The following is a 19,487-nucleotide window of genomic DNA, read 5'->3' as shown; positions in this document are numbered from 1 at the left end:
TAGGTCTTGTATGGAAACCGGCTCAATGTGGGAGCTGGCTTGCCTGCGATGGCAACAACTCGGTTTCACTTGAAACCGAGTCGCCTGCATCGCGGGCAAGCCCGGCTCCCACAGAAAAGCCGGCGCCCACATTGATCGATACCCACATTGGTTCGGTGTTGGGTCAGAAATCCTTGCACAGGCGCAGGGCGTCATAGATCGCGGCGTGGGTATTGCGCTGCGCCACACAGTCACCGATGCGGAACAGCAAGTAACCTTCACCCGCCTCGCTCAAACACGGCTGCGGCTTGATCGCAAACAGGGCTTCGATGTCCATCTGGCCCTTGTTGCGCGAGCCGGCTTTCAACCCGTAATAGAGTTCTTCATCCGGACGCACGCCGTTCTCGACCACCACCTGGTCGACCACCCGCTCCTCTTTGGCGCCGGTGTATTCGTTCTCCAGCACCGCCACCAGCTTGTCGCCTTCGCGGTAGACCTTTTCCAGCATCATGTCGCCGGTCATGATCACTTCCTTGGGGTACATGCTGCGGTAGTAGGTCGGGAACGACGTACCGCCGACGGCCACGCCCGGCTTGATGTCGTCGGTGACGATCTCGACCTGGCTGCCCTTGTCTGCCAGAAAATCCGCCACCGACATGCCGGTGAATTCGCAGATGGTGTCGTACACCAGCACGTTCTTGCCCGGCGCAACCTTGCCGTCGAGCACGTCCCAGCTGCTGACCACCAGGCCTTCGGCTGCGCCCCAGTGTTCGTTCTGTTCCAGGAACGGATGCCCGCCGACGGCCAGCACCACCACATCCGGGCGCAGGTCGAGGATCGCGTCGGCATTCGCCGCCACGCCCAGGCGCAGGTCCACGTTCAGGCGCGCCAACTCCAGCTGGAACCAGCGGGTGATGCCGGCGATCTGGTCGCGTTGCGGGGCTTTGGAGGCGGTGGTGATTTGCCCACCGATAAAGTCTTTCTTCTCGAACAGGGTCACGTCGTGGCCCCGTTCTGCAGCCACCCGTGCGGCTTCCATCCCGGCCGGGCCGGCACCGACCACCACGACTTTGCGTTTGGGCCCGGTGGACTTCTCGATGATGTGCGGCACGCCCATGTACTCACGGGACGTCGCAGCGTTCTGGATGCACAGCACATCCAGGCCCTGGTACTGGCGGTCGATGCAGTAGTTGGCGCCGACGCACTGCTTGATCTGGTCGACCTGGCCCATCTTGATCTTGGCGATCAAGTGCGGGTCGGCGATGTGCGCACGGGTCATACCGACCATGTCGACGTAGCCGCCTTCCAGAATCCGCGTGGCCTGGTTCGGGTCCTTGATGTTCTGCGCGTGCAGCACCGGGGCCTTGACCACTTCCTTGATACCGGCCGCCAGGTGCAGGAACGGCTCCGGTGGATAACTCATGTTGGGGATCACGTTGGCCAGGGTGTTGTGGGTGTCGCACCCCGAGCCAACCACGCCGATGAAGTCGAGCATGCCGGTGTCGTCGTAATACTTGGCGATCTGCTTCATGTCCTCGTGGGACAGGCCGTCCGGGTGGAATTCGTCGCCACACAAACGGATGCCGACGCAGAAATCCGGGCCGACTTCCTTGCGCACCGCCTTCAACACTTCCAGGCCGAAGCGCATGCGGTTTTCAAAGCTGCCGCCCCATTCGTCGGTACGCTTGTTGACCCGCGGGCTCCAGAACTGGTCGATCATGTGCTGGTGCACCGCCGACAGCTCCACGCCGTCCAGGCCACCGGCCTTGGCGCGTGCCGCCGCCGTGGCGTAGTTGCCGATCACGCGCCAGATTTCTTCCGGCTCGATGGTCTTGCAGGTCGCACGGTGCACCGGCTCGCGGATGCCCGAGGGCGACAGCAGGGTCGGCCAATGCTCGCCGTCCCAGCGCGAGCGGCGGCCCATGTGGGTAATCTGGATCATGATCTTGGCGCCATGCTTGTGCATGGCATCGGCCAGGTTCTGAAAGTGCGGGATGATGCGGTCGTCGGCCAGGTTCACCGATTTCCACCAGCCTTGCGGGCTGTCGATTGCCACACTGGAAGACCCGCCGCAGATCGCCAGGCCGATCCCGCCCTTGGCTTTCTCTTCGTAGTACTTCACATAGCGGTCGGTGGTCATGCCGCCGTCGGTGGCATACACCTCGGCGTGGGCGGTACTGAGCACGCGGTTGCGAATGGTCAGTTTGCCGATCTGGATCGGCGCGAACATTGCTTCGAAAGCCATGGCAGGGTTCCTCGACTTACAACGGCTTGACGGTGAACAGGCCGTCGTCGTGGCCCTCTTCGGAGCCGCCGTAGACTTGCTCGGCTACCGTGCGAATGCTGCTGCCGCGTGCCTGCAGAATCTGGTCCATCGCGCCGGCAAACCAGCCGGTGAACATGTAGTCGACCTTGCGCCCGACCTTGCCGTACACGTAGACAAACGCCGAGTGTTCGAGCTTGACGCTGGCCGTGCCTTTGTCGAGGTCGATGTCCTGGATCTTGAACAGGCCCCAGCCACGTTGCGACAGGCGCTTCATGTAGTGCTCGAACACCGCGACGCCTTCCAGGCCGTGGCATTCGGCTTCTTTTTCACACCAGTGCCAGGCGGATTTGTAGCCGGCCTTGTAGAGGATCTCGGCATAGGCCTCGGCGCCCAGCACTTCTTCGATACCGATGTGGTTGTTGACGAAGAAATGGCGCGGCACGTACAGCATCGGCAGGGCGTCGGAGGTCCAGACACCGGTTTCGCTGTCGACTTCGATAGGCAATTGCGGGGCGATCTTGGCCATGGAAACTTAACTCCAGAAAATTCGTTTTCAGTGCTTAGCAAAGCTTTTGCTTTGCTCTTATAAACAAGCCGTGTGAATGACTTTGGAGCCGTAGCGAGCACGTCGAGAGCAAGGAAGGACCCGAGCGACAAGCGAGGCAGTACGGGACGTACGGCGAGTTTGGCGCGAGGACCTGACGCAGCTATCGGCGAGCGGAGTAGGCTCCGGAGGTATTCACTCGCCCCAAACGTCCTTCAAGACGTTGACCCAGTTCTCGCCCATGATCTTGCGCACCACGCGCTCGCTGTGGCCGCGCTTGAGCAGGGTCTCGGTGAGGTTGGGGAACTCGCCCACGGTGCGGATGCCCAGCGGATTGATGATCTTGCCGAAGCTGGTCAGGCGGCGGGCGTAGCCCTTGTCATGGGTCAGCATTTCGAAGAAATCCTGGCCATGGCCCTGGGTGAAGTCGGTGCCGATGCCGATGGCATCTTCGCCGACGATGTTCATGGTGTACTCGATGGCTTCGGCGTAGTCGTCGATGGTCGAGTCGATGCCCTTGGCGAGGAACGGCGCAAACATGGTCACGCCGACAAAACCGCCATGGTCGGCAATGAACTTGAGTTCTTCATCGGACTTGTTGCGCGGGTGCTCTTTCAGGCCGGAAGGCAGGCAGTGGGAGTAGCACACAGGCTTTTTCGATTCGAGGATGACTTCTTCGGAAGTCTTGGAGCCGACGTGGGACAGGTCGCACATGATGCCGACGCGGTTCATTTCGGCGACCACCTCGCGCCCGAAGCCCGACAGGCCGCCATCGCGTTCGTAGCAGCCGGTGCCCACCAGGTTCTGGGTGTTGTAGCACATCTGCACCACACCGACGCCGAGCTGCTTGAAGATCTCGACATAGCCCAACTGGTCTTCAAACGCGTGGGCGTTCTGGAAGCCGAAGATGATGCCGGTCTTGCCCTGCTCCTTGGCCTTGCGGATGTCAGCGGTGGTTTTCACCGGGATCACCAGGTCGCTGTTCTCGCGGATCAGGGTCTGGCTGGCGACGATATTGTTGATCGTGGCCTGGAACCCTTCCCACACCGACACGGTGCAGTTGGCGGCGGTGAGGCCACCTTTGCGCATGTCCTCGAACAGGTCGCGGTTCCACTTGGCAATAATCAGCCCGTCGATAACGATGCTGTCGGCGTGCAATTCGGCTGGGCTCATCAGGCGTCCCCTTATTGGCGATTCATGCGCCGAATCGTCTGCCGGCGCTTTGGGGCCAGCATATGCCCAGGGCAAACCCGAGCCGGGTGCAAAAACGACAGGGGAATTGCCGAAAGCGTCAATCCGCGACAAAGGCTGTTAAGAGGTGTCTGACTGGCGGCTGTTATTTGTCTTACGCTTGAGCCAGAATTCCGCATCACCTGATATGAGACGGCGCAATGAAATCGATTTTCCTGGCTTTGGCACTCATCGCAACCGGCGTCCACGCGGCCGAAGACACCGACAGCACGCCGTGCGATGGCATCGAAAACGACAAGCAAACCCTGGAATGCGCCACCTACAACAAAACCACCGCCGAACAGCTGCTCAAGGATAACTACCAGGGCCTGCTGGAACGCATGGGTTCGACCTATGGCAGCGACAAGACCAAACTCGCCGACATTACCGCTCGTCTGAAGGATGCCCAGCAAAAATGGGAAAAACTGCGTGACGCCGACTGCGCCGTGGACACCTTCCCAGCGGTGAACGGGACCAAGGCCTACGCGATTGCGCAAAATGACTGCCTGGCGCGGATGAGTGATGAGCGGTCGGAGTTTTTGGAGTCGATCGGGCAGGAATAAGCGACAATCCCCGTCACTTTCCTCTTGAATCAAGGCTACTCATGACTCTCTGCGGCATCGAAATCAAAGGCAGCGAAGCCATCATCGCCGTTGCCTCCCTGGATAACCAGGCACTGGCCCACGTCGCCCTGGCCACCAAGAAAATCGCGCTTGAAGACGACGATGAAGCCGCCAACGTCAAAGCCTTTGCGGCTCAGGTGAAGGCGTTCGTGCAGGCCAACGCCATCACCCGGATCGCGATCAAGAAGCGCAGCAAGAAAGGCGAGTTCGCCGGCGGCCCGACCACGTTCAAGATCGAAGGCGTGTTTCAGTTGCTGGAGGGGGTTGAGGTGACGCTGCTGTCGCCGCAGACCATCAATGCGCAGAACAAGAAACACAACTTCGAGCTGCCGGCCACGTTGAACAAGTATCAGCATGAAGCCTATAAGGCGGCGTGTTCGGCCCTGCTAAAGAAGTAAGCCACGCACCAATCCCCTGTAGGCGCTGGCTTGCCGGCGATGACGGTTTGCCAGATGACCCCGCACTGCCTGATCGACCGCTATCGCAGGCAAGCCAGCGCCTACATTTGACCTGCGTTGCCCTTCAGCGCTTGCGCAGCAGCCAGTCACCGAAGGTTTTGTCCTCCAGCGCATAGCCGCCCCGGCTCGACTTCCACACCAGTTCCTTGTCGCGCAAGGCATCGATACAGGCCTGAATCGTCTGGGTGCCCGGCACCACATCGCTGCCCATGGCCTCCAGCGCCTTGCTCACCGCCGTGAGGGTGCTGTCGGTGAACGGCGCAAAGGGTTCGTTGTTCTGCGAGCGCTGCACCATGACCTCGAGCACAGCTCGCTGGGGGATGGTGAGGTTGTTCCAGGCACTTTCGAATTCCGTCCATACGCCGGCACGCAGAAATTCGGCGCGACTGTGCAGCAACTGGCCCAGGTTGCTCGCTTCGCCCAGCTCCAGCGCCACTTCGCCAATAATGGTGCGCAGCATTTCGGGGCGACGGCCTACCAGCTCGAAGGCGTCATCAATGTCGGCGGCGTTGAACTGATTGGTTTTAGCCAAATGCGCGTTGAGGTGCGCGGTGTAGGCTCGCGTGAACTCTTTGCCGAGCAACGGGAACGGCGTGATGCTGGAGCCGAAGAACGGCTGGCTCTTGCCCAGCACCAAATGGGCCAGCTTGTCTCGGTTGGAACCGGTGAACACCAGGTGCAAACCGCTGCCCTCCTCGTCACGCCCTTGGTTGAGCTGGTCCCGGGCGGCCTTCAGCGCGAACATCGCATTGATGCCTGACTCGGTGGTCAAGGCGTGCTGCGCTTCGTCAATCACCAGCACAACGGGTTTTTCCGCAGCACTGTGGAGCAATTCCAAGGCTTGGGTCAGCGTCGCACCGACGGGCAATTGCGGCTTGGTGAAATCCCAGGACAGGGTACGCAGGAAGCTTAATTTCTCGATGCCAATGTTCTTGGCCAGCTTGCGAATGCCCTTCTCATAGGTCACCAGCGCGGCGGCGATTGCACTGGCGATCAACTCCGCGGGGTCGTTCTCTTTGTCGGCCCACAGATCGACATACACCGCCAGCCAACCGCGCAGCTGACATTCCGGGATCAGGTCTTCACGCAAAAACGTACTTTTGCCCGTGCGACGCGGCGCCGCTAGAAACAGGCCCGAGGTGAAATCCTGGATGCCAGCCCCCACCAGGCCATCGGCAATGCTGCTGGCCAGGGCGGGACGGCGGAATACAAAGCCGCTGTGCTTGGACATGGTTTTATACTCAATTATGCAAAGGACTATAAATTATAGTAGCGAGTATAATCGACTATAATTGGCCGTCAAACCGCCTCCCGTCGCCGGTCCTCCCGCGGACATTTCGCAAACCGCGCCCGGTAACTCCGGGTGAAGTACGACGGCGACTCAAACCCGCAGGCAATGCTCACTTCCAGCACGCTCATATCGCTCTGGCGCAGCAGTTGCCGGGCTTTTTCCAGGCGCAGGCCGAGGTAGAAATTGCTCGGTGTGTCGTTCAGGTGCAGGCGAAACAGGCGCTCCAGCTGGCGCCGCGTGACCTTGATCGCCTCCGCCAGGGCCAGGGTGCTCAGGGGCGGTTCGGTGTGCTGCTCCATTTCGCCGATCACCTGCACCAACTTCTTGTTGTTGATGCCATAGCGCGTGGCGATCTGCATGCGCTGGTGGTCTTTGCGTGGGCGAATACGCCCGAGCACGAATTGCTCGGAGACCTGGATCGCCAGGTCCGGGCCGTGGGCCTGGGCGATCAGGTCGAGCATCAGGTCGATGGAAGCGGTGCCGCCGGCGCAGGTGATGCGCCGGCGGTCGATCTCGAACAGCTCCTGGGTCACGGTGAGCTGTGGATAAGATTCCTTGAAGGCGTCGATGGCTTCCCAGTGCAGGGTCAGCCGGTGGCCGTCGAGCAAACCGGCTTCGGCCAGCACACACGCGCCGGTGTCGATGGCGCCGAGGGTCACGCCATCGTGGTCGAGGCGGCGCAGCCAGTGCTCCAGCGCAGGCGTGGCGAACTGCAGCGGCTCGAAGCCGGCCACCACCAGCAGCGTCGCGCCTTTTTTCAGGGGTTCCAGCGCGGCATCGGCGTTGACCGACATGCCATTGCTCGCCAGTACCGCCCCTCCATCGGCGCTCAGTATGTGCCAGCGGTACAGCTCACCGCGAAAGCGGTTGGCGACCCGCAGCGGCTCCAACGCGGAGATAAAACCGATGGCCGAGAAACCCGGCATCAGCAGAAAGTAGAAATCCTGGGACATGGTGGCGCTCTCGTCGGACGGGCAGCGTGGCACTGTGATACTCCCGTTCATGGGCGGATTCAAGGGGGCAGGTCGCTGCAGTGCAAGAGCGAGTCGCCGCCGTGCGTTTTCTAGACCCGCAAGCTGCGTAACTTGGCCTCACGGCGCACAAAGACGCCGGACCCCACAATAACGACCTGCCGAGGGATCCACCATGAACCGACTGATCAGCCGCTGCGTGCTCGCACTCAGCGCCAGCGCCATTTTGAGCACGAACGTCCTGGCTGCCGATGCGGCCTCTTGCCAGAACGTGCGCATGGGCGTGGTGAACTGGACCGACGTAATCGCCACCAGCGCCATGACCCAAGTGTTGCTCGACGGCCTCGGCTACAAGACCAAACAGACCAGCGCCTCTCAGCAAATCATCTTCGCCGGCATCCGCGACCAGCGCCTGGACCTGTTCCTCGGCTACTGGAACCCGCTGATGACCCAGACCATCACGCCGTTCGTCGACGCCAAGCAGGTCAAGGTCCTCGACAAGCCGAGCCTGGAAGACGCCCGCGCCACCCTCGCAGTTCCCACGTACCTCGCCGACAAAGGCCTGAAAACCTTCGCCGACATCGCCAAGTTCGAGAAAGAGCTGGGCGGCAAGATCTACGGCATCGAGCCTGGCTCGGGCGCCAACACCCAGATCAAGGCCATGATCGCCAAGAATCAGTTCGGCCTCGGCAAGTTCCAGCTGGTGGAATCCAGTGAGGCCGGCATGCTCGCCGCCGTCGACCGTGCGGTGCGCCGCAAGGAAGCGGTGGTGTTCTTCGGCTGGGCGCCGCACCCGATGAACGTCAACGTCGCCATGACTTACCTCACCGGCAGCGACGATGCCCTGGGCCCGAACGAAGGCATGGCCACCGTGTGGAGCGTTACCGCGCCGAACTACGCCGAGCAGTGCCCCAACGTCCACAAGCTGCTGACCAACCTGACCTTCACTGCCGCCGACGAGAGCCGAATGATGCAGCCGTTGCTGGATCACAAGGACGCCCTCGAGTCCGCCAGGCAGTGGCTCAAGGATCACCCGCAAGACCAGCAGCGCTGGCTCGAAGGGGTGACCACGTTCGACGGCAAACCGGCCGCCGCCAACCTGCAATTGAGCAGCAAATAACCTGATCCGAATCACCGTTTCGCAGCCGCTCCTGGCTGCGAACGGCACCACCACGCCTGTAAGGAACCTGCCTCATGAACCACGACGTCATCATCACCTGCGCACTCACCGGTGCTGGCGACACGACCGCCAGAAGCCCGCACGTGCCGGTCACCCCCAAGCAAATCGCCGCCGCCGCGGTGGAAGCTGCCAAGGCCGGCGCCACCGTTGTGCACTGCCATGTGCGCGACCCTGAAACCGGCAAGTTCAGCCGCGACGTCGCCCTATACCGCGAAGTGATGGAGCGCATCCGCGAGGCCGACATCGACATCATCGTCAACCTCACGGCCGGCATGGGCGGCGACCTGGAGATCGGCGGCGGCGAGCACCCGATGGAGTTCGGGCCCAATACCGACCTGGTCGGCCCGCTGACCCGCCTGGCTCACGTCGAGGAGCTGCTGCCGGAAATCTGCACCCTGGACTGCGGCACCCTGAACTTCGGCGACGGCGACACCATTTACGTGTCGACCCCGGCGCAACTGCGTGCCGGCGCCAAGCGCATTCAAGAGCTGGGCGTGAAGGCCGAGCTGGAAATCTTCGACACCGGCCACCTGTGGTTCGCCAAGCAGATGATCAAGGAAGGCCTGCTCGATAACCCGTTGTTCCAACTGTGCCTGGGCATTCCGTGGGGCGCGCCGGCCGACACCACCACCATGAAAGCCATGGTCGACAACCTGCCCGCCGACGCGGTGTGGGCCGGCTTCGGCATCGGCCGCATGCAAATGCCGATGGCCGCACAAGCGGTGCTGCTGGGCGGCAACGTGCGGGTCGGCCTGGAAGACAACCTGTGGCTGGACAAGGGCGTGCTGGCGACCAATGGCCAACTGGTGGAGCGGGCGAGTGAAATCCTCAGCCGCCTGGGTGCAAGGGTCATGACCCCGGCGGAAGGTCGAATCAAGATGGGCCTGGCCAAGCGCGGCTGATTGCTTGCCGAAAGCGAATTAAAAATGCGGGATCACCGAATACTTCAGGAATTTTCCATGAGCTTTATCACTGAAATCAAAACCTTCGCCGCCCTCGGCAGCGGCGTTATCGGCAGCGGCTGGGTGTCGCGCGCCCTGGCCCACGGTCTCGACGTGGTCGCCTGGGACCCGGCGCCCGGTGCCGAAGCCGCCCTGCGCAAGCGCGTCGCGAATGCCTGGGGCGCCCTGGAGAAACAAGGCCTGGCACCGGGTGCCTCGCAGGAGCGCCTGCGCTTTGTCGCCACCATTGAAGAATGCGTGAAAGACGCCGACTTCATCCAGGAAAGCGCCCCGGAGCGTCTGGAGTTGAAGCTGGAACTGCACAGCAAGATCAGTGCAGCGGCCAAGCCGAATGCATTGATTGGTTCGAGTACATCAGGGCTGTTGCCGAGCGAGTTTTATGAAGGCTCCACGCACCCGGAACGGTGCGTGGTGGGTCATCCGTTCAACCCTGTGTACCTGTTGCCGCTGGTGGAGGTGGTCGGCGGCAAGCACACCGCGCCGCACGCCATTCAAGCCGCGATCACGGTGTATGAGTCCCTCGGCATGCGCCCGTTGCATGTGCGCAAGGAAGTCCCCGGCTTCATCGCCGACCGCTTGCTCGAAGCGCTGTGGCGCGAGGCGTTGCACCTGGTGAATGACGGCGTGGCGACCACCGGTGAAATCGACGATGCGATTCGTTTTGGCGCCGGTTTGCGTTGGTCGTTCATGGGCACCTTCCTCACCTATACCCTGGCGGGCGGTGATGCCGGCATGCGTCACTTCATGGCGCAGTTCGGCCCCGCGCTGCAGTTGCCGTGGACGTACCTGCCGGCACCGGAACTCACCGACAAGTTGATTGACGATGTGGTCGACGGCACCCGCGATCAACTCGGCAGCCACAGCATTTCGGCGCTGGAACGCTATCGTGATGATTGCCTGCTGGCAGTGCTGGAGGCGGTCAAGGTGACTAAAGCCAAGCACGGCATGAGCTTCGCCGAATAACGGCAGTTGATCCTTGTAGGAGCTGGCTTGCCGGCGATAGCGGTGGTGAATCCGACATCGCCATCGCCGGCAAGCCAGCTCCTACAGTTGAACCGAATAATGATCCGGAATCCCAGACATGCCTGCATTGACCACCTATACCACCAAAATCCAACCGGACTGGGTGGACTACAACGGCCATCTGCGCGATGCGTTCTACCTGCTGATCTTCAGCTACGCCACCGACGCACTGATGGACACCCTGGGGCTGGACAGCGAAAACCGCGCAGCCAGCGGCCACTCGTTGTTCACGCTCGAGCTGCACCTCAACTACCTGCACGAGGTGAAACTGGGTGCCGAGGTTGAAGTACACACGCAACTGATCGCCCACGACGCCAAGCGTCTGCATCTCTATCACAGCCTGCATTTAGTCGGTCATGAGCAGGAACTGGCCGGCAATGAACAGATGCTCTTGCACGTCGACCTCGCAGGGCCGAATTCGGCGCCGTTCACCGAGGCCACGCTGGAAAAGCTGACGCTCATCAGCACCGCTCAAGCCGACCTGCCCCGCCCTGCCCTGCTGGGTCGAGTGATTGGATTGCCACCCAAAAAATCATAAGGAGCCACCATGCAAACCGCCGCTGCTGTTGCCGATTTTCGTACCTACCCCAAGATCAGCGATCTCGCCGATGCGCAGGTGCTGAACGATCAGATTCGCGTGCGGTGGGCCGATGGACGGGTCAGCCCGTTTCATCATCAATGGCTGCGCGATAACTGCCCGTGCACCGAATGCGTGTACAGCGTCACCCGCGAGCAGGTACTGGAAATCGTCGATGTGGATGAGGCACTGACCGCCGTCGATGTGCAGATCGAACAGGGTTTTCTCAGCGTACAGTGGCTCGGCGGCCATCGCAGCCAATACGATCCCGGCTGGTTGCGGGCTCACGCCTACGACGACCAATCGCGCGCTGAACGCCAGGCTGCCAGGCCGAAATCCAGGCTCTGGGACAGCCGCTTCACGTTGCCGGTGTTCGACTACGCCGCCGTGATGGAAGACCCCAAGGCGCTGCTGCAGTGGCTGCTGGCGGTGCGCGACTCTGGCCTGACCCAAGTGCGCGGCGTACCGACCGAACCCGGCTCACTGGCGCTGATCGCCAAGCGTATTGCGTTCATCCGCGAAAGCAATTTCGGCGTGCTGTTCAACGTGCAATCCAAGGCCGATGCCGACAGCAATGCGTACACCGCATTCAACCTGCCGTTGCACAGCGATTTGCCGACGCGGGAGCTGCAACCGGGGCTGCAATTTCTGCATTGCCTGGTGAACGATGCCACCGGCGGCGAGAGTATTTTTGTCGATGGTTTCGCCATCGCCCATGCCCTGCGCACGGAAGACCCCGAAGCGTTTCGCGCACTGTGTGAAATCCCCGTGGAGTTTCGCAACAAGGACCGTCACAGCGACTATCGCCGTCTCGCGCCGATCATTGCTTTGGATGCCCTGGGCGATGTGGCGGAGATTCGCATGGCGAACTTTTTGCGCGGGCCGTTCGAGGCGCCGGTGGAGCAGATGCCGTTGTTGTATCGGGCTTATCGGCGGTTTATTGCGATGACGCGCGAGGCTCGTTTTCGGCTGGTCAAGCGCCTGAACCCGGGCGAGTTGTGGTGCTTCGATAACCGCCGCACCTTGCATGCGCGCAATGCGTTTGATCCGGCTTCGGGGGCGCGGCATTTCCAGGGGTGCTATATCGACCGGGATGAGTTGTTGTCCAGGATATTGGTGTTGCAGCGGTAGACCGAGGCGCGCCCTTCGCGAGCAAGCCCGCTCCCACACTTGACCGGGCTCACACTCCAAACTGTGGGAGCTGGCTTGCCTGCGATAGGGCCAGTACCGACACCTCAGATTCCAGGCAAAAAAAGCCCCGATCCAGCCGTGACAGGATCGGGGCAGAGTGCTTTGTGTGAGCTGCGCATCCCGAGGGTGACCAAACCTTCAAGCTGCTTGCTTGATGCCAGTGTGCACACTCCCCTTCCTTGCGAGTTAGCCGAAAACGACCTGTTCATAGGTGTGCCGGACATTCACGCATTCAGGCCTTGCCGACTCGGTAATGGCCTACCAGAATCGACCTCAATCTCCCGCTCCCTACACCAGGATAAACGTCATGATGCACGCGGATTTGATTGACCAGGATGACCTGCTGAGCCAACTGCGCTCGCTGGGTTTCGAGGTGTCCAGCGGCGCCAGCGCCGAACAGGCCTGCGAATGCGCCGTGCGCGGTTTGAGTGCCGCACGGGCCAAGGCGCTCAAGGGCATGGTGGAACAGATGTACACCGGCAGCGCGACGATCCTGCCGGCGGTACGCCAGGCAATCGACAAGCAGTTGTTGCCGGCCTTGGTGCAGTTCAAGCAGAACTCTGGCGCCTGATAGAGCTCCATCGCAGGCAAGCCAGCTCCCACATTTTGATCTGTGAATGCATTCAAATGTGGGAGCTGGCTTGCCGGCGATGAAGACGGCCCGGTCTAGAGCCTTACACTGGCAAAAGTCGACTCATTGCGCGCCTGGCTCAACGCCGACATCGGCCCCGACAACGGTGACAACACCAGCGCCTGCGGAATCGGCATCATCGCCACTTGCTGCGTGGTGTTGGAACCCACACGCTCATCGCGTGGCGGAATGCCGAAGTATTCGCGGTAGCACTTGGAGAAGTGCGGCGTGGAGACAAACCCGCACACCGACGCCACTTCGATGATCGACATCGGCGTTTGCTTGAGCAACTGCCGCGCACGGATCAGGCGCAGCTTGAGGTAGTAGCGCGACGGCGAGCAGTGCAGGTATTTCTGGAACAGCCGCTCCAGCTGGCGCCGCGACACGGCGACGTACACCGCCAGCTCATCCAGGTCGATCGGCTCTTCAAGGTTGGCTTCCATCAGCGCGACGATTTCCTGCAGCTTCGGCTGGTTGGTGCCGAGCATGTGCTTGAGCGGCACGCGCTGGTGATCCTGTTCGTTGCGGATGCGTTCGTACACGAACATCTCGGAGATGGCTGCGGACAGTTCGCGACCGTGGTCGCGGCTGATCAGGTGCAGCATCATGTCCAGCGGCGCGGTGCCACCGGAGCTGGTGAAACGGTTGCGGTCGAGGGTGAACAAGCGTGTGCTCATGGCGACCCGCGGAAAGGCTTCCTGCATCGACGCCAGGCATTCCCAGTGCACGCTGCAATCAAACCCATCGAGCAAGCCGGCGCAGGCCAGGGCCCAGCTGCCGGTGCACACCGCGCCAAGGCGACGCGACTGGCGCGCCTGGCTTTGCAGCCACGACACGTGTTCACGGGTAACGGTGCGCTGGATACCCACGCCGCCGCACACAATCACAGTGTCCAGGGCCGGGGCTTTGTGCATGGAGGCATCGGGGGTGATTTGCAGGCCGTCGCTGGCCCAGACCTGGTTGCCGTCGACACTCAGGGTGGTCCAGCGATACAGCTCGCGGCCGGACAACTGGTTGGCCATGCGCAGCGGTTCCACTGCCGACGCCAGGGAAATCAGCGTGAAATTGTCCAGCAGCAAAAAGCCGATGGATTGAGGCGCACGGTTCTGGGGTTGGGCCCCTGAGTTGAACGACGTCATCGCGGTATCTCCTCACACAAAGCGGGTGATGGCCTCAGGCGAGGCTCTTGTTATTGCGCTCGTCCTGGAGAGGCGAGGCTTTGAATTGATAGAGCAAATGCCATGCCTAAATTTGAATGGCCATTCAATAACTCCTGAAAACGACCTGATGAAGCGTCTATATAAGCCCGCGCCGCGAGTGCGGGATATGACCCGATTCAGTGGCAGGAGTGAGCCTGTTCAAGGGGTGTGAGCAGATCGGTAGCACTTGTGGGAAGGCGCTTTCAGAGCATAGGAAAAGTCTGTCACCACACGCACAGGTGACGGGTGGTCGAGGGGCAAATCGTTTGGGAGCTACTTATCTGTTTGCGACGCGCTAAAAGGTGGCGCTTTTGGTTGGAATGTTCACTTTATGCGCAGTTTGCACCTCAATTGTGGCGAGCGGGCTTGCCCCGCGTTGGGCCGCGCAGCAGCCCCAGAACCTGACACCTCGATATTCCTGAACGAACTCAGGTGAAGTTATTGGGGCTGCTGCGCAGCCCAACGCGGGGCAAGCCCGCTCGCCACAACAAGCTGCCCACCGGAGAAAGGGGTCAACACTCTACCGCGCTCACCGCCAACCCACCGCGTGAGGTTTCCTTGTACTTGTCGTGCATGTCCGCCCCGGTATCGCGCATGGTGCGGATCACCCGGTCGAGCGAGATGAAGTGCTGGCCATCACCGCGCAGGGCCATCTGCGCCGCGTTGATCGCCTTCACCGCCGCAATCGCGTTGCGCTCGATGCACGGCACTTGCACCAATCCGCCCACCGGGTCGCAGGTCAGGCCGAGGTTGTGTTCCAGGCCGATCTCCGCAGCGTTGCACAGTTGCTCCGGCGTGGCGCCGAGGATTTCCGCCAAGCCGGCGGCGGCCATCGCACAGGCCGAGCCGACTTCGCCTTGGCACCCGACCTCGGCACCGGAGATCGACGCGTTTTTCTTGCACAGGATGCCCACCGCCGCAGCGCCGAGCAGGTAGTCGACCACGTTGGCTTCGGTCACTTCCTCGCTGAATTTCATGAAGTAGTGCAGCACTGCCGGGATGATCCCCGCCGCGCCGTTGGTGGGTGCGGTGACCATGCGTCCACCGGCAGCGTTTTCTTCATTGACCGCCAGGGCGAACAGGTTGACCCACTCCATGGCGCTCAAGGTCGAGCCGATCACATTGGGTTTGTTCAGCTCCAGCAAACTGCGGTGCAACTTGGCCGCGCGGCGGCGCACGTTCAGGCCACCCGGCAAGATGCCCTCGTGCTTGAGCCCCTCCTCCACACACGCCTGCATGGCGCGCCAGAGTTTCATCAGGCCGCTGCGGATTTCATCTTCCGAGCGCCAGGTTTTTTCATTCGCCAACATCAACTCGGCGACGCGCAGGTTGTGGGTCTTGCACAGCTGCAATAACTCCACCGCGCTGGAAAAATCATAGGGCAGCTCGGTGCGATCCATATCCGCTACGCCACTCTGCGCCTGGGCTTCATCCACGACAAAACCGCCGCCGACCGAATAGTAGGTGTCGCGATGCAACTCACCGTCATCGCCGAACACCACCAGGGTCATGGCGTTGGGATGAAAGGGCAGGTTTTCGTCGAGCAGGCGCATGTCGCGTGCCCACACAAACGGCACCGGCAAACGCCCATCCAGCAGCAGCGTGTCGGTCTCGCGCAGGGTGTGGATACGCAGGCCGATCTGCGCCGGATCGATCGCGTCGGGCCATTCGCCCATCAGGCCCATGATGGTCGCGGTGTCACTGCCGTGGCCAATGCCGGTGGCCGACAATGAGCCGTAGAGCTGAACTTCGACGCGCCTGACTTGTTCCAACAGTTCACGTTCACGCAATGCCTGGACGAACAACGCCGCGGCGCGCATGGGGCCGACGGTGTGAGAACTAGAAGGCCCGATGCCGATCTTGAACAGGTCGAAAACGCTGATAGCCATTAACGTGGGACTCCGCAGGTGAGCAAACCGGACACCAAGGAGCTGCTACGCTCAGATCGCCCAGATGGCGGCATCATCAAGCTTTTATCCGCCGTCACGGCGTCTCACACCGACGTACCCATGCTCACCAGCGTCGCTCTCGTGCGATCAGGCGTTTTGGCCGTTTTTAGCGGTGCAGATCGTTGAAAACTGCAGTTTTGCCTTTGGAAAAATCTGTAAGCGACGTCACCGACACTGGATACGACCATCCCTGTACTGGATACGACGCCCCCTGTAGGCGTCAGATTTTCACTGGTACATGATCAGTCTCGACTCGTTTGCAAGGCACCGCGCCGCCGCTGCGTCGCACGTTCCAACCGCAACACATATAAAGCGCGGCGAATGCCGCCAGAAAAAACACAGGAGTCTACCCAGATGAAAGGTTCACCCTCGTTGTTGTTGGCCGCCATGCTGAGTCTGCCAGTCCTGGCGCACGCTGCAGAACCGGCACAATGTCAGACCGTCAATTTCTCCGATGTCGGCTGGACCGACATCACCGTCACCACCGCGACCACCAGCGAAGTCCTCAAGGGCCTGGGCTACAAGCCGCGCACCACGATGATTTCGGTACCTGTGACCTACAAGTCCCTGGCCGACGGCAAGAACATGGACATCTTCCTCGGCAACTGGATGCCGACCATGGAAAACGACATCAAGCAGTACCGTGATGCCGGCACCGTGGAAACCGTGCGCGCCAATCTGGAGAACGCCAAGTACACCCTGGCGGTACCCGAAGCGCTGTACAACAAAGGCCTGAAAGACTTCGCCGATATCGCCAAATTCAAGGATGAGCTGGGGGGCAAGATCTACGGCATCGAGCCGGGTAACGACGGCAACCGCACCATCCAGACGCTGATCGACAAAGACGCCTTCGGCCTGAAAACCGCCGGCTTCAAAGTCGTCGAATCCAGCGAAGCCGGCATGCTCTCCCAGGTCGAACGCGCCACCAAGCGCGACCAGGCCATCGTGTTCCTCGGCTGGGAACCGCACCCGATGAACACTCGCTTCAAGATGAAGTACCTGACCGGGGGTGACGACTCGTTCGGCCCCAACTACGGCCAGGCCACCATCTACACCAACACCCGCAAGGGCTACACCCAGGAATGCAGCAACGTCGGCCAGTTGCTGAAAAACCTGGTGTTCACCCTGAACATGGAAAGCACCCTGATGGGTAAAGTCCTGGACGAAAAACAGAAACCCGATGCGGCGGCCAAGGCCTGGCTGAAGGCCAACCCGCAAGTGCTCGACACCTGGCTCGCAGGCGTCACCACCGTCGATGGCAAACCCGGTCTGGAGGCCGTCAAAGCTTATCTCGCCAAATAACACCCGCTGACCCCAGGCCGGTGCGCTGGCCTGGGATGTTTTCCCCTTCGCATGTGGACATTCACTACCATGCTGACTGAACAGAAAATCCCACTAGGCCAGTACATCGCTGCCTTCGTCGAATGGTTGACCCAACACGGCGCCAACTACTTCGACGCAATCGCATCGACGCTGGAAACGATGATCCACGGCGTGACGTTTGCGCTGACCTGGTTCAATCCGCTGGCATTGATCGGTCTGATTGCGCTGCTGGCTCACTTCATTCAACGCAAGTGGGGCCTGACTGTATTTGTCATCGCCTCGTTCCTGCTGATCCTCAATCTGGGGTACTGGCAGGAAACCATGGAAACCCTCGCGCAGGTGCTGTTCGCCACCCTGGTCTGCGTGGTCATCGGTGTGCCGCTGGGCATTGTTGCCGCGCACAAGCCGATGTTCTACACCCTGATGCGGCCGGTGCTCGATCTGATGCAGACCGTACCGACCTTCGTCTACCTCATCCCTACCCTGACCCTCTTCGGGCTGGGTGTGGTGCCCGGGCTGATATCCACGGTGGTGTTCGCGATTGCCGCGCCGATCCGCCTGACCTACCTGGGTATCCGCGATGTACCGCAAGAGTTGATGGACGCCGGCAAGGCCTTTGGCTGCTCGCGCCGTCAGTTGCTCTCGCGCATTGAACTGCCCCACGCCATGCCGAGCATTGCCGCCGGCATTACCCAATGCATCATGCTGTCGTTGTCGATGGTGGTGATCGCGGCCCTGGTAGGCGCCGACGGCCTCGGCAAGCCGGTGGTCAACGCGCTGAACACCGCCGATATCGCCCTCGGTTTCGAAGCCGGCCTGGCGATCGTATTGCTCGCCATCATGCTCGACCGCATCTGCAAACAACCCGACGCCAAAGTAGGGGGTGATGCATGAGCATTATCCGATTCGACAAGGTCGATGTGATCTTCTCCAAGGACCCACGCGAAGCCCTCAAGCTGCTGGACCAGGGGATGCACCGCAACGAAATTCTGAAAAAGACCGGGCAGATTGTCGGCGTTGAAAAAGCCAGCCTGGATATCGAGAAAGGCGAGATCTGCGTGCTCATGGGCCTCTCCGGGTCCGGCAAGTCGAGCCTGCTGCGTTGCATCAACGGCCTCAATACCGTCAGCCGTGGCCAGCTGTTCGTGGAGCATGAAGGGCGCCAGATCGACATCGCGTCGTGCACGCCCGCCGAGCTGAAAATGATGCGCACCAAGCGCATCGCCATGGTGTTCCAGAAGTTCGCCCTGATGCCCTGGCTGACAGTGCGCGAAAACATCAGCTTCGGCCTGGAAATGCAGGGCCGCCCGGAGAAAGACCGCCGCAAGCTGGTGGATGAGAAACTCGAGCTGGTGGGCCTGACCCAGTGGCGCAACAAGAAACCGGACGAACTCTCCGGCGGCATGCAGCAACGCGTCGGCCTGGCGCGTGCGTTGGCGATGGACGCCGACATCCTGCTGATGGACGAACCTTTCTCCGCCCTCGACCCGCTGATCCGCCAGGGCCTGCAGGACGAGTTGCTGGAGCTGCAACGCAAGCTGAGCAAGACCATCGTGTTCGTGAGCCACGACCTCGATGAAGCGCTCAAGCTGGGCAGCCGCATCGCGATCATGAAAGACGGCAAGATCATCCAGTACAGCGTGCCGGAAGAGATCGTGCTGAACCCGGCGGACGACTATGTGCGCACCTTCGTCGCCCATACCAACCCGCTCAACGTGCTGTGCGGGCGCAGCCTGATGCGCACCCTGGACAACTGCAAGCGCGTGAACGGCTCGGTGTGCCTCGATCCCGGTGGCGACTCATGGCTGGACCTGGCCGAAGGCAACACCATCACCGGTGCTCGCCAGAATGGCGCGGTGATGAACCTGCAGAACTGGGCGCCGGGGCAACCGGTGGAAGGTCTGGGCCGGGTGCCGACACTGGTGGACTCAAACATCGGCATGCGCGATGCGCTGCAGATTCGTTATCACACCGGCAACAAGCTGGTGTTGCATGACAACAACCAGGTGGTGGGGATTCTGGGGGACAGTGAGCTCTACCATGCCCTGTTGGGCAAGAACCTCGGCTGAGCAGTGCACAGATCGGCTGAA

The 19,487-nt window shown here is 61.2% G+C and carries 18 protein-coding genes; 11 read left to right on the top strand and 7 right to left on the bottom strand.

Features of this window, described 5'->3' with window-relative positions; genetic code table 11:
• Positions 1-163: 163 nt before the first annotated feature.
• The 3 genes from dgcA to NTD80_RS19020 all read right to left on the bottom strand — a co-directional run bounded on the left by dgcA (position 164) and on the right by NTD80_RS19020 (position 3,962).
• On the bottom strand, positions 164-2,224 hold the full coding sequence (gene dgcA / locus NTD80_RS19030) for a dimethylglycine demethylation protein DgcA (protein ID WP_065904785.1): 2,061 nt from the start codon (positions 2,222-2,224) through the stop codon (positions 164-166).
• Between the two features lie 16 nt (positions 2,225-2,240).
• On the bottom strand, positions 2,241-2,771 hold the full coding sequence (locus tag NTD80_RS19025) for a DUF5943 domain-containing protein (RefSeq protein WP_065904787.1): 531 nt from the start codon (positions 2,769-2,771) through the stop codon (positions 2,241-2,243).
• 213 nt (positions 2,772-2,984) lie between these two features.
• Positions 2,985-3,962: a dipeptidase gene (locus NTD80_RS19020; protein ID WP_065904789.1), complete on the bottom strand. Its 978-nt coding sequence runs from the start codon at positions 3,960-3,962 to the stop codon at positions 2,985-2,987.
• A 218-nt stretch (positions 3,963-4,180) separates the two neighbouring features.
• Here NTD80_RS19020 and NTD80_RS19015 point away from each other — a divergent pair, with 218 nt between their 5' ends.
• A complete protein-coding gene (locus tag NTD80_RS19015) occupies positions 4,181-4,582 on the top strand; it encodes a lysozyme inhibitor LprI family protein (protein ID WP_034109800.1) in 402 nt (133 codons plus the stop codon).
• Positions 4,583-4,623: 41 nt separating this feature from the next.
• Positions 4,624-5,040 carry a DUF3010 family protein gene (locus NTD80_RS19010; protein ID WP_120450251.1) on the top strand — a complete coding sequence of 139 codons (417 nt, stop codon included), beginning with the start codon at positions 4,624-4,626 and terminating at the stop codon, positions 5,038-5,040.
• A gap of 124 nt (positions 5,041-5,164) precedes the next feature.
• Here the strand turns inward: NTD80_RS19010 and NTD80_RS19005 are convergent, their stop codons facing one another.
• Positions 5,165-6,331 (bottom strand): AAA family ATPase, encoded by a 1,167-nt coding sequence (locus NTD80_RS19005; RefSeq protein ID WP_262134562.1) that lies wholly within the window; start codon positions 6,329-6,331, stop codon positions 5,165-5,167.
• Positions 6,332-6,399: 68 nt separating this feature from the next.
• On the bottom strand, positions 6,400-7,344 hold the full coding sequence (locus NTD80_RS19000; protein WP_065904801.1) for a GlxA family transcriptional regulator: 945 nt from the start codon (positions 7,342-7,344) through the stop codon (positions 6,400-6,402).
• A 193-nt stretch (positions 7,345-7,537) separates the two neighbouring features.
• On the opposite strand from NTD80_RS19000, the gene NTD80_RS18995 reads away from it, so the two are divergent.
• The 6 genes from NTD80_RS18995 (at position 7,538) to NTD80_RS18970 (ending at position 12,866) form a co-directional block, all read left to right on the top strand.
• The gene (locus tag NTD80_RS18995) at positions 7,538-8,482 is read left to right on the top strand and encodes a choline ABC transporter substrate-binding protein (protein ID WP_065904794.1); all 945 of its coding nucleotides are present in this window, start codon (positions 7,538-7,540) and stop codon (positions 8,480-8,482) included.
• Positions 8,483-8,556: 74 nt separating this feature from the next.
• Positions 8,557-9,444: a 3-keto-5-aminohexanoate cleavage protein gene (locus NTD80_RS18990; RefSeq protein ID WP_262134561.1), complete on the top strand. Its 888-nt coding sequence runs from the start codon at positions 8,557-8,559 to the stop codon at positions 9,442-9,444.
• Between the two features lie 57 nt (positions 9,445-9,501).
• Positions 9,502-10,467: an L-carnitine dehydrogenase gene (locus NTD80_RS18985; protein WP_262134560.1), complete on the top strand. Its 966-nt coding sequence runs from the start codon at positions 9,502-9,504 to the stop codon at positions 10,465-10,467.
• A 118-nt stretch (positions 10,468-10,585) separates the two neighbouring features.
• Positions 10,586-11,065, top strand: a complete 480-nt coding sequence (locus NTD80_RS18980) for a thioesterase family protein (protein ID WP_262134559.1) — start codon at positions 10,586-10,588, stop codon at positions 11,063-11,065.
• Between the two features lie 9 nt (positions 11,066-11,074).
• Positions 11,075-12,235 carry a gamma-butyrobetaine dioxygenase gene (locus NTD80_RS18975; protein ID WP_262134558.1) on the top strand — a complete coding sequence of 387 codons (1,161 nt, stop codon included), beginning with the start codon at positions 11,075-11,077 and terminating at the stop codon, positions 12,233-12,235.
• 367 nt (positions 12,236-12,602) lie between these two features.
• Positions 12,603-12,866 carry a hypothetical protein gene (locus NTD80_RS18970; protein WP_065904803.1) on the top strand — a complete coding sequence of 88 codons (264 nt, stop codon included), beginning with the start codon at positions 12,603-12,605 and terminating at the stop codon, positions 12,864-12,866.
• 95 nt (positions 12,867-12,961) lie between these two features.
• Here NTD80_RS18970 and NTD80_RS18965 read toward each other — a convergent pair whose 3' ends face one another.
• Together NTD80_RS18965 and NTD80_RS18960 are read right to left on the bottom strand one after the other, a co-directional pair.
• On the bottom strand, positions 12,962-14,065 hold the full coding sequence (locus NTD80_RS18965) for a GlxA family transcriptional regulator (protein ID WP_005792167.1): 1,104 nt from the start codon (positions 14,063-14,065) through the stop codon (positions 12,962-12,964).
• Between the two features lie 572 nt (positions 14,066-14,637).
• The gene (locus tag NTD80_RS18960) at positions 14,638-16,014 is read right to left on the bottom strand and encodes an L-serine ammonia-lyase (RefSeq protein ID WP_065904808.1); all 1,377 of its coding nucleotides are present in this window, start codon (positions 16,012-16,014) and stop codon (positions 14,638-14,640) included.
• Positions 16,015-16,428: 414 nt separating this feature from the next.
• Between NTD80_RS18960 and NTD80_RS18955 the strand changes: the two genes are divergently transcribed.
• The 3 genes from NTD80_RS18955 to choV all read left to right on the top strand — a co-directional run bounded on the left by NTD80_RS18955 (position 16,429) and on the right by choV (position 19,466).
• Complete coding sequence (locus tag NTD80_RS18955) at positions 16,429-17,376, top strand: choline ABC transporter substrate-binding protein (protein WP_065904809.1); 948 nt, start codon at positions 16,429-16,431, stop codon at positions 17,374-17,376.
• 69 nt (positions 17,377-17,445) lie between these two features.
• The gene (gene choW, locus NTD80_RS18950) at positions 17,446-18,291 is read left to right on the top strand and encodes a choline ABC transporter permease subunit (RefSeq protein ID WP_015886271.1); all 846 of its coding nucleotides are present in this window, start codon (positions 17,446-17,448) and stop codon (positions 18,289-18,291) included.
• Entirely contained in the window at positions 18,288-19,466 is a 1,179-nt protein-coding gene (gene choV / locus NTD80_RS18945; RefSeq protein WP_065904810.1) for a choline ABC transporter ATP-binding protein, read from the top strand. The genes choW and choV overlap by 4 nt, the downstream gene beginning before the upstream one ends.
• The last annotated feature ends 21 nt before the right edge of the window (positions 19,467-19,487 follow it).

It is taken from the genome of Pseudomonas sp. 13B_2.1_Bac1 (assembly GCF_025466155.1).
GTDB lineage: Bacteria > Pseudomonadota > Gammaproteobacteria > Pseudomonadales > Pseudomonadaceae > Aquipseudomonas > Aquipseudomonas aylmerensis.
This window is presented reverse-complemented; position numbering and strand designations above follow the sequence as displayed.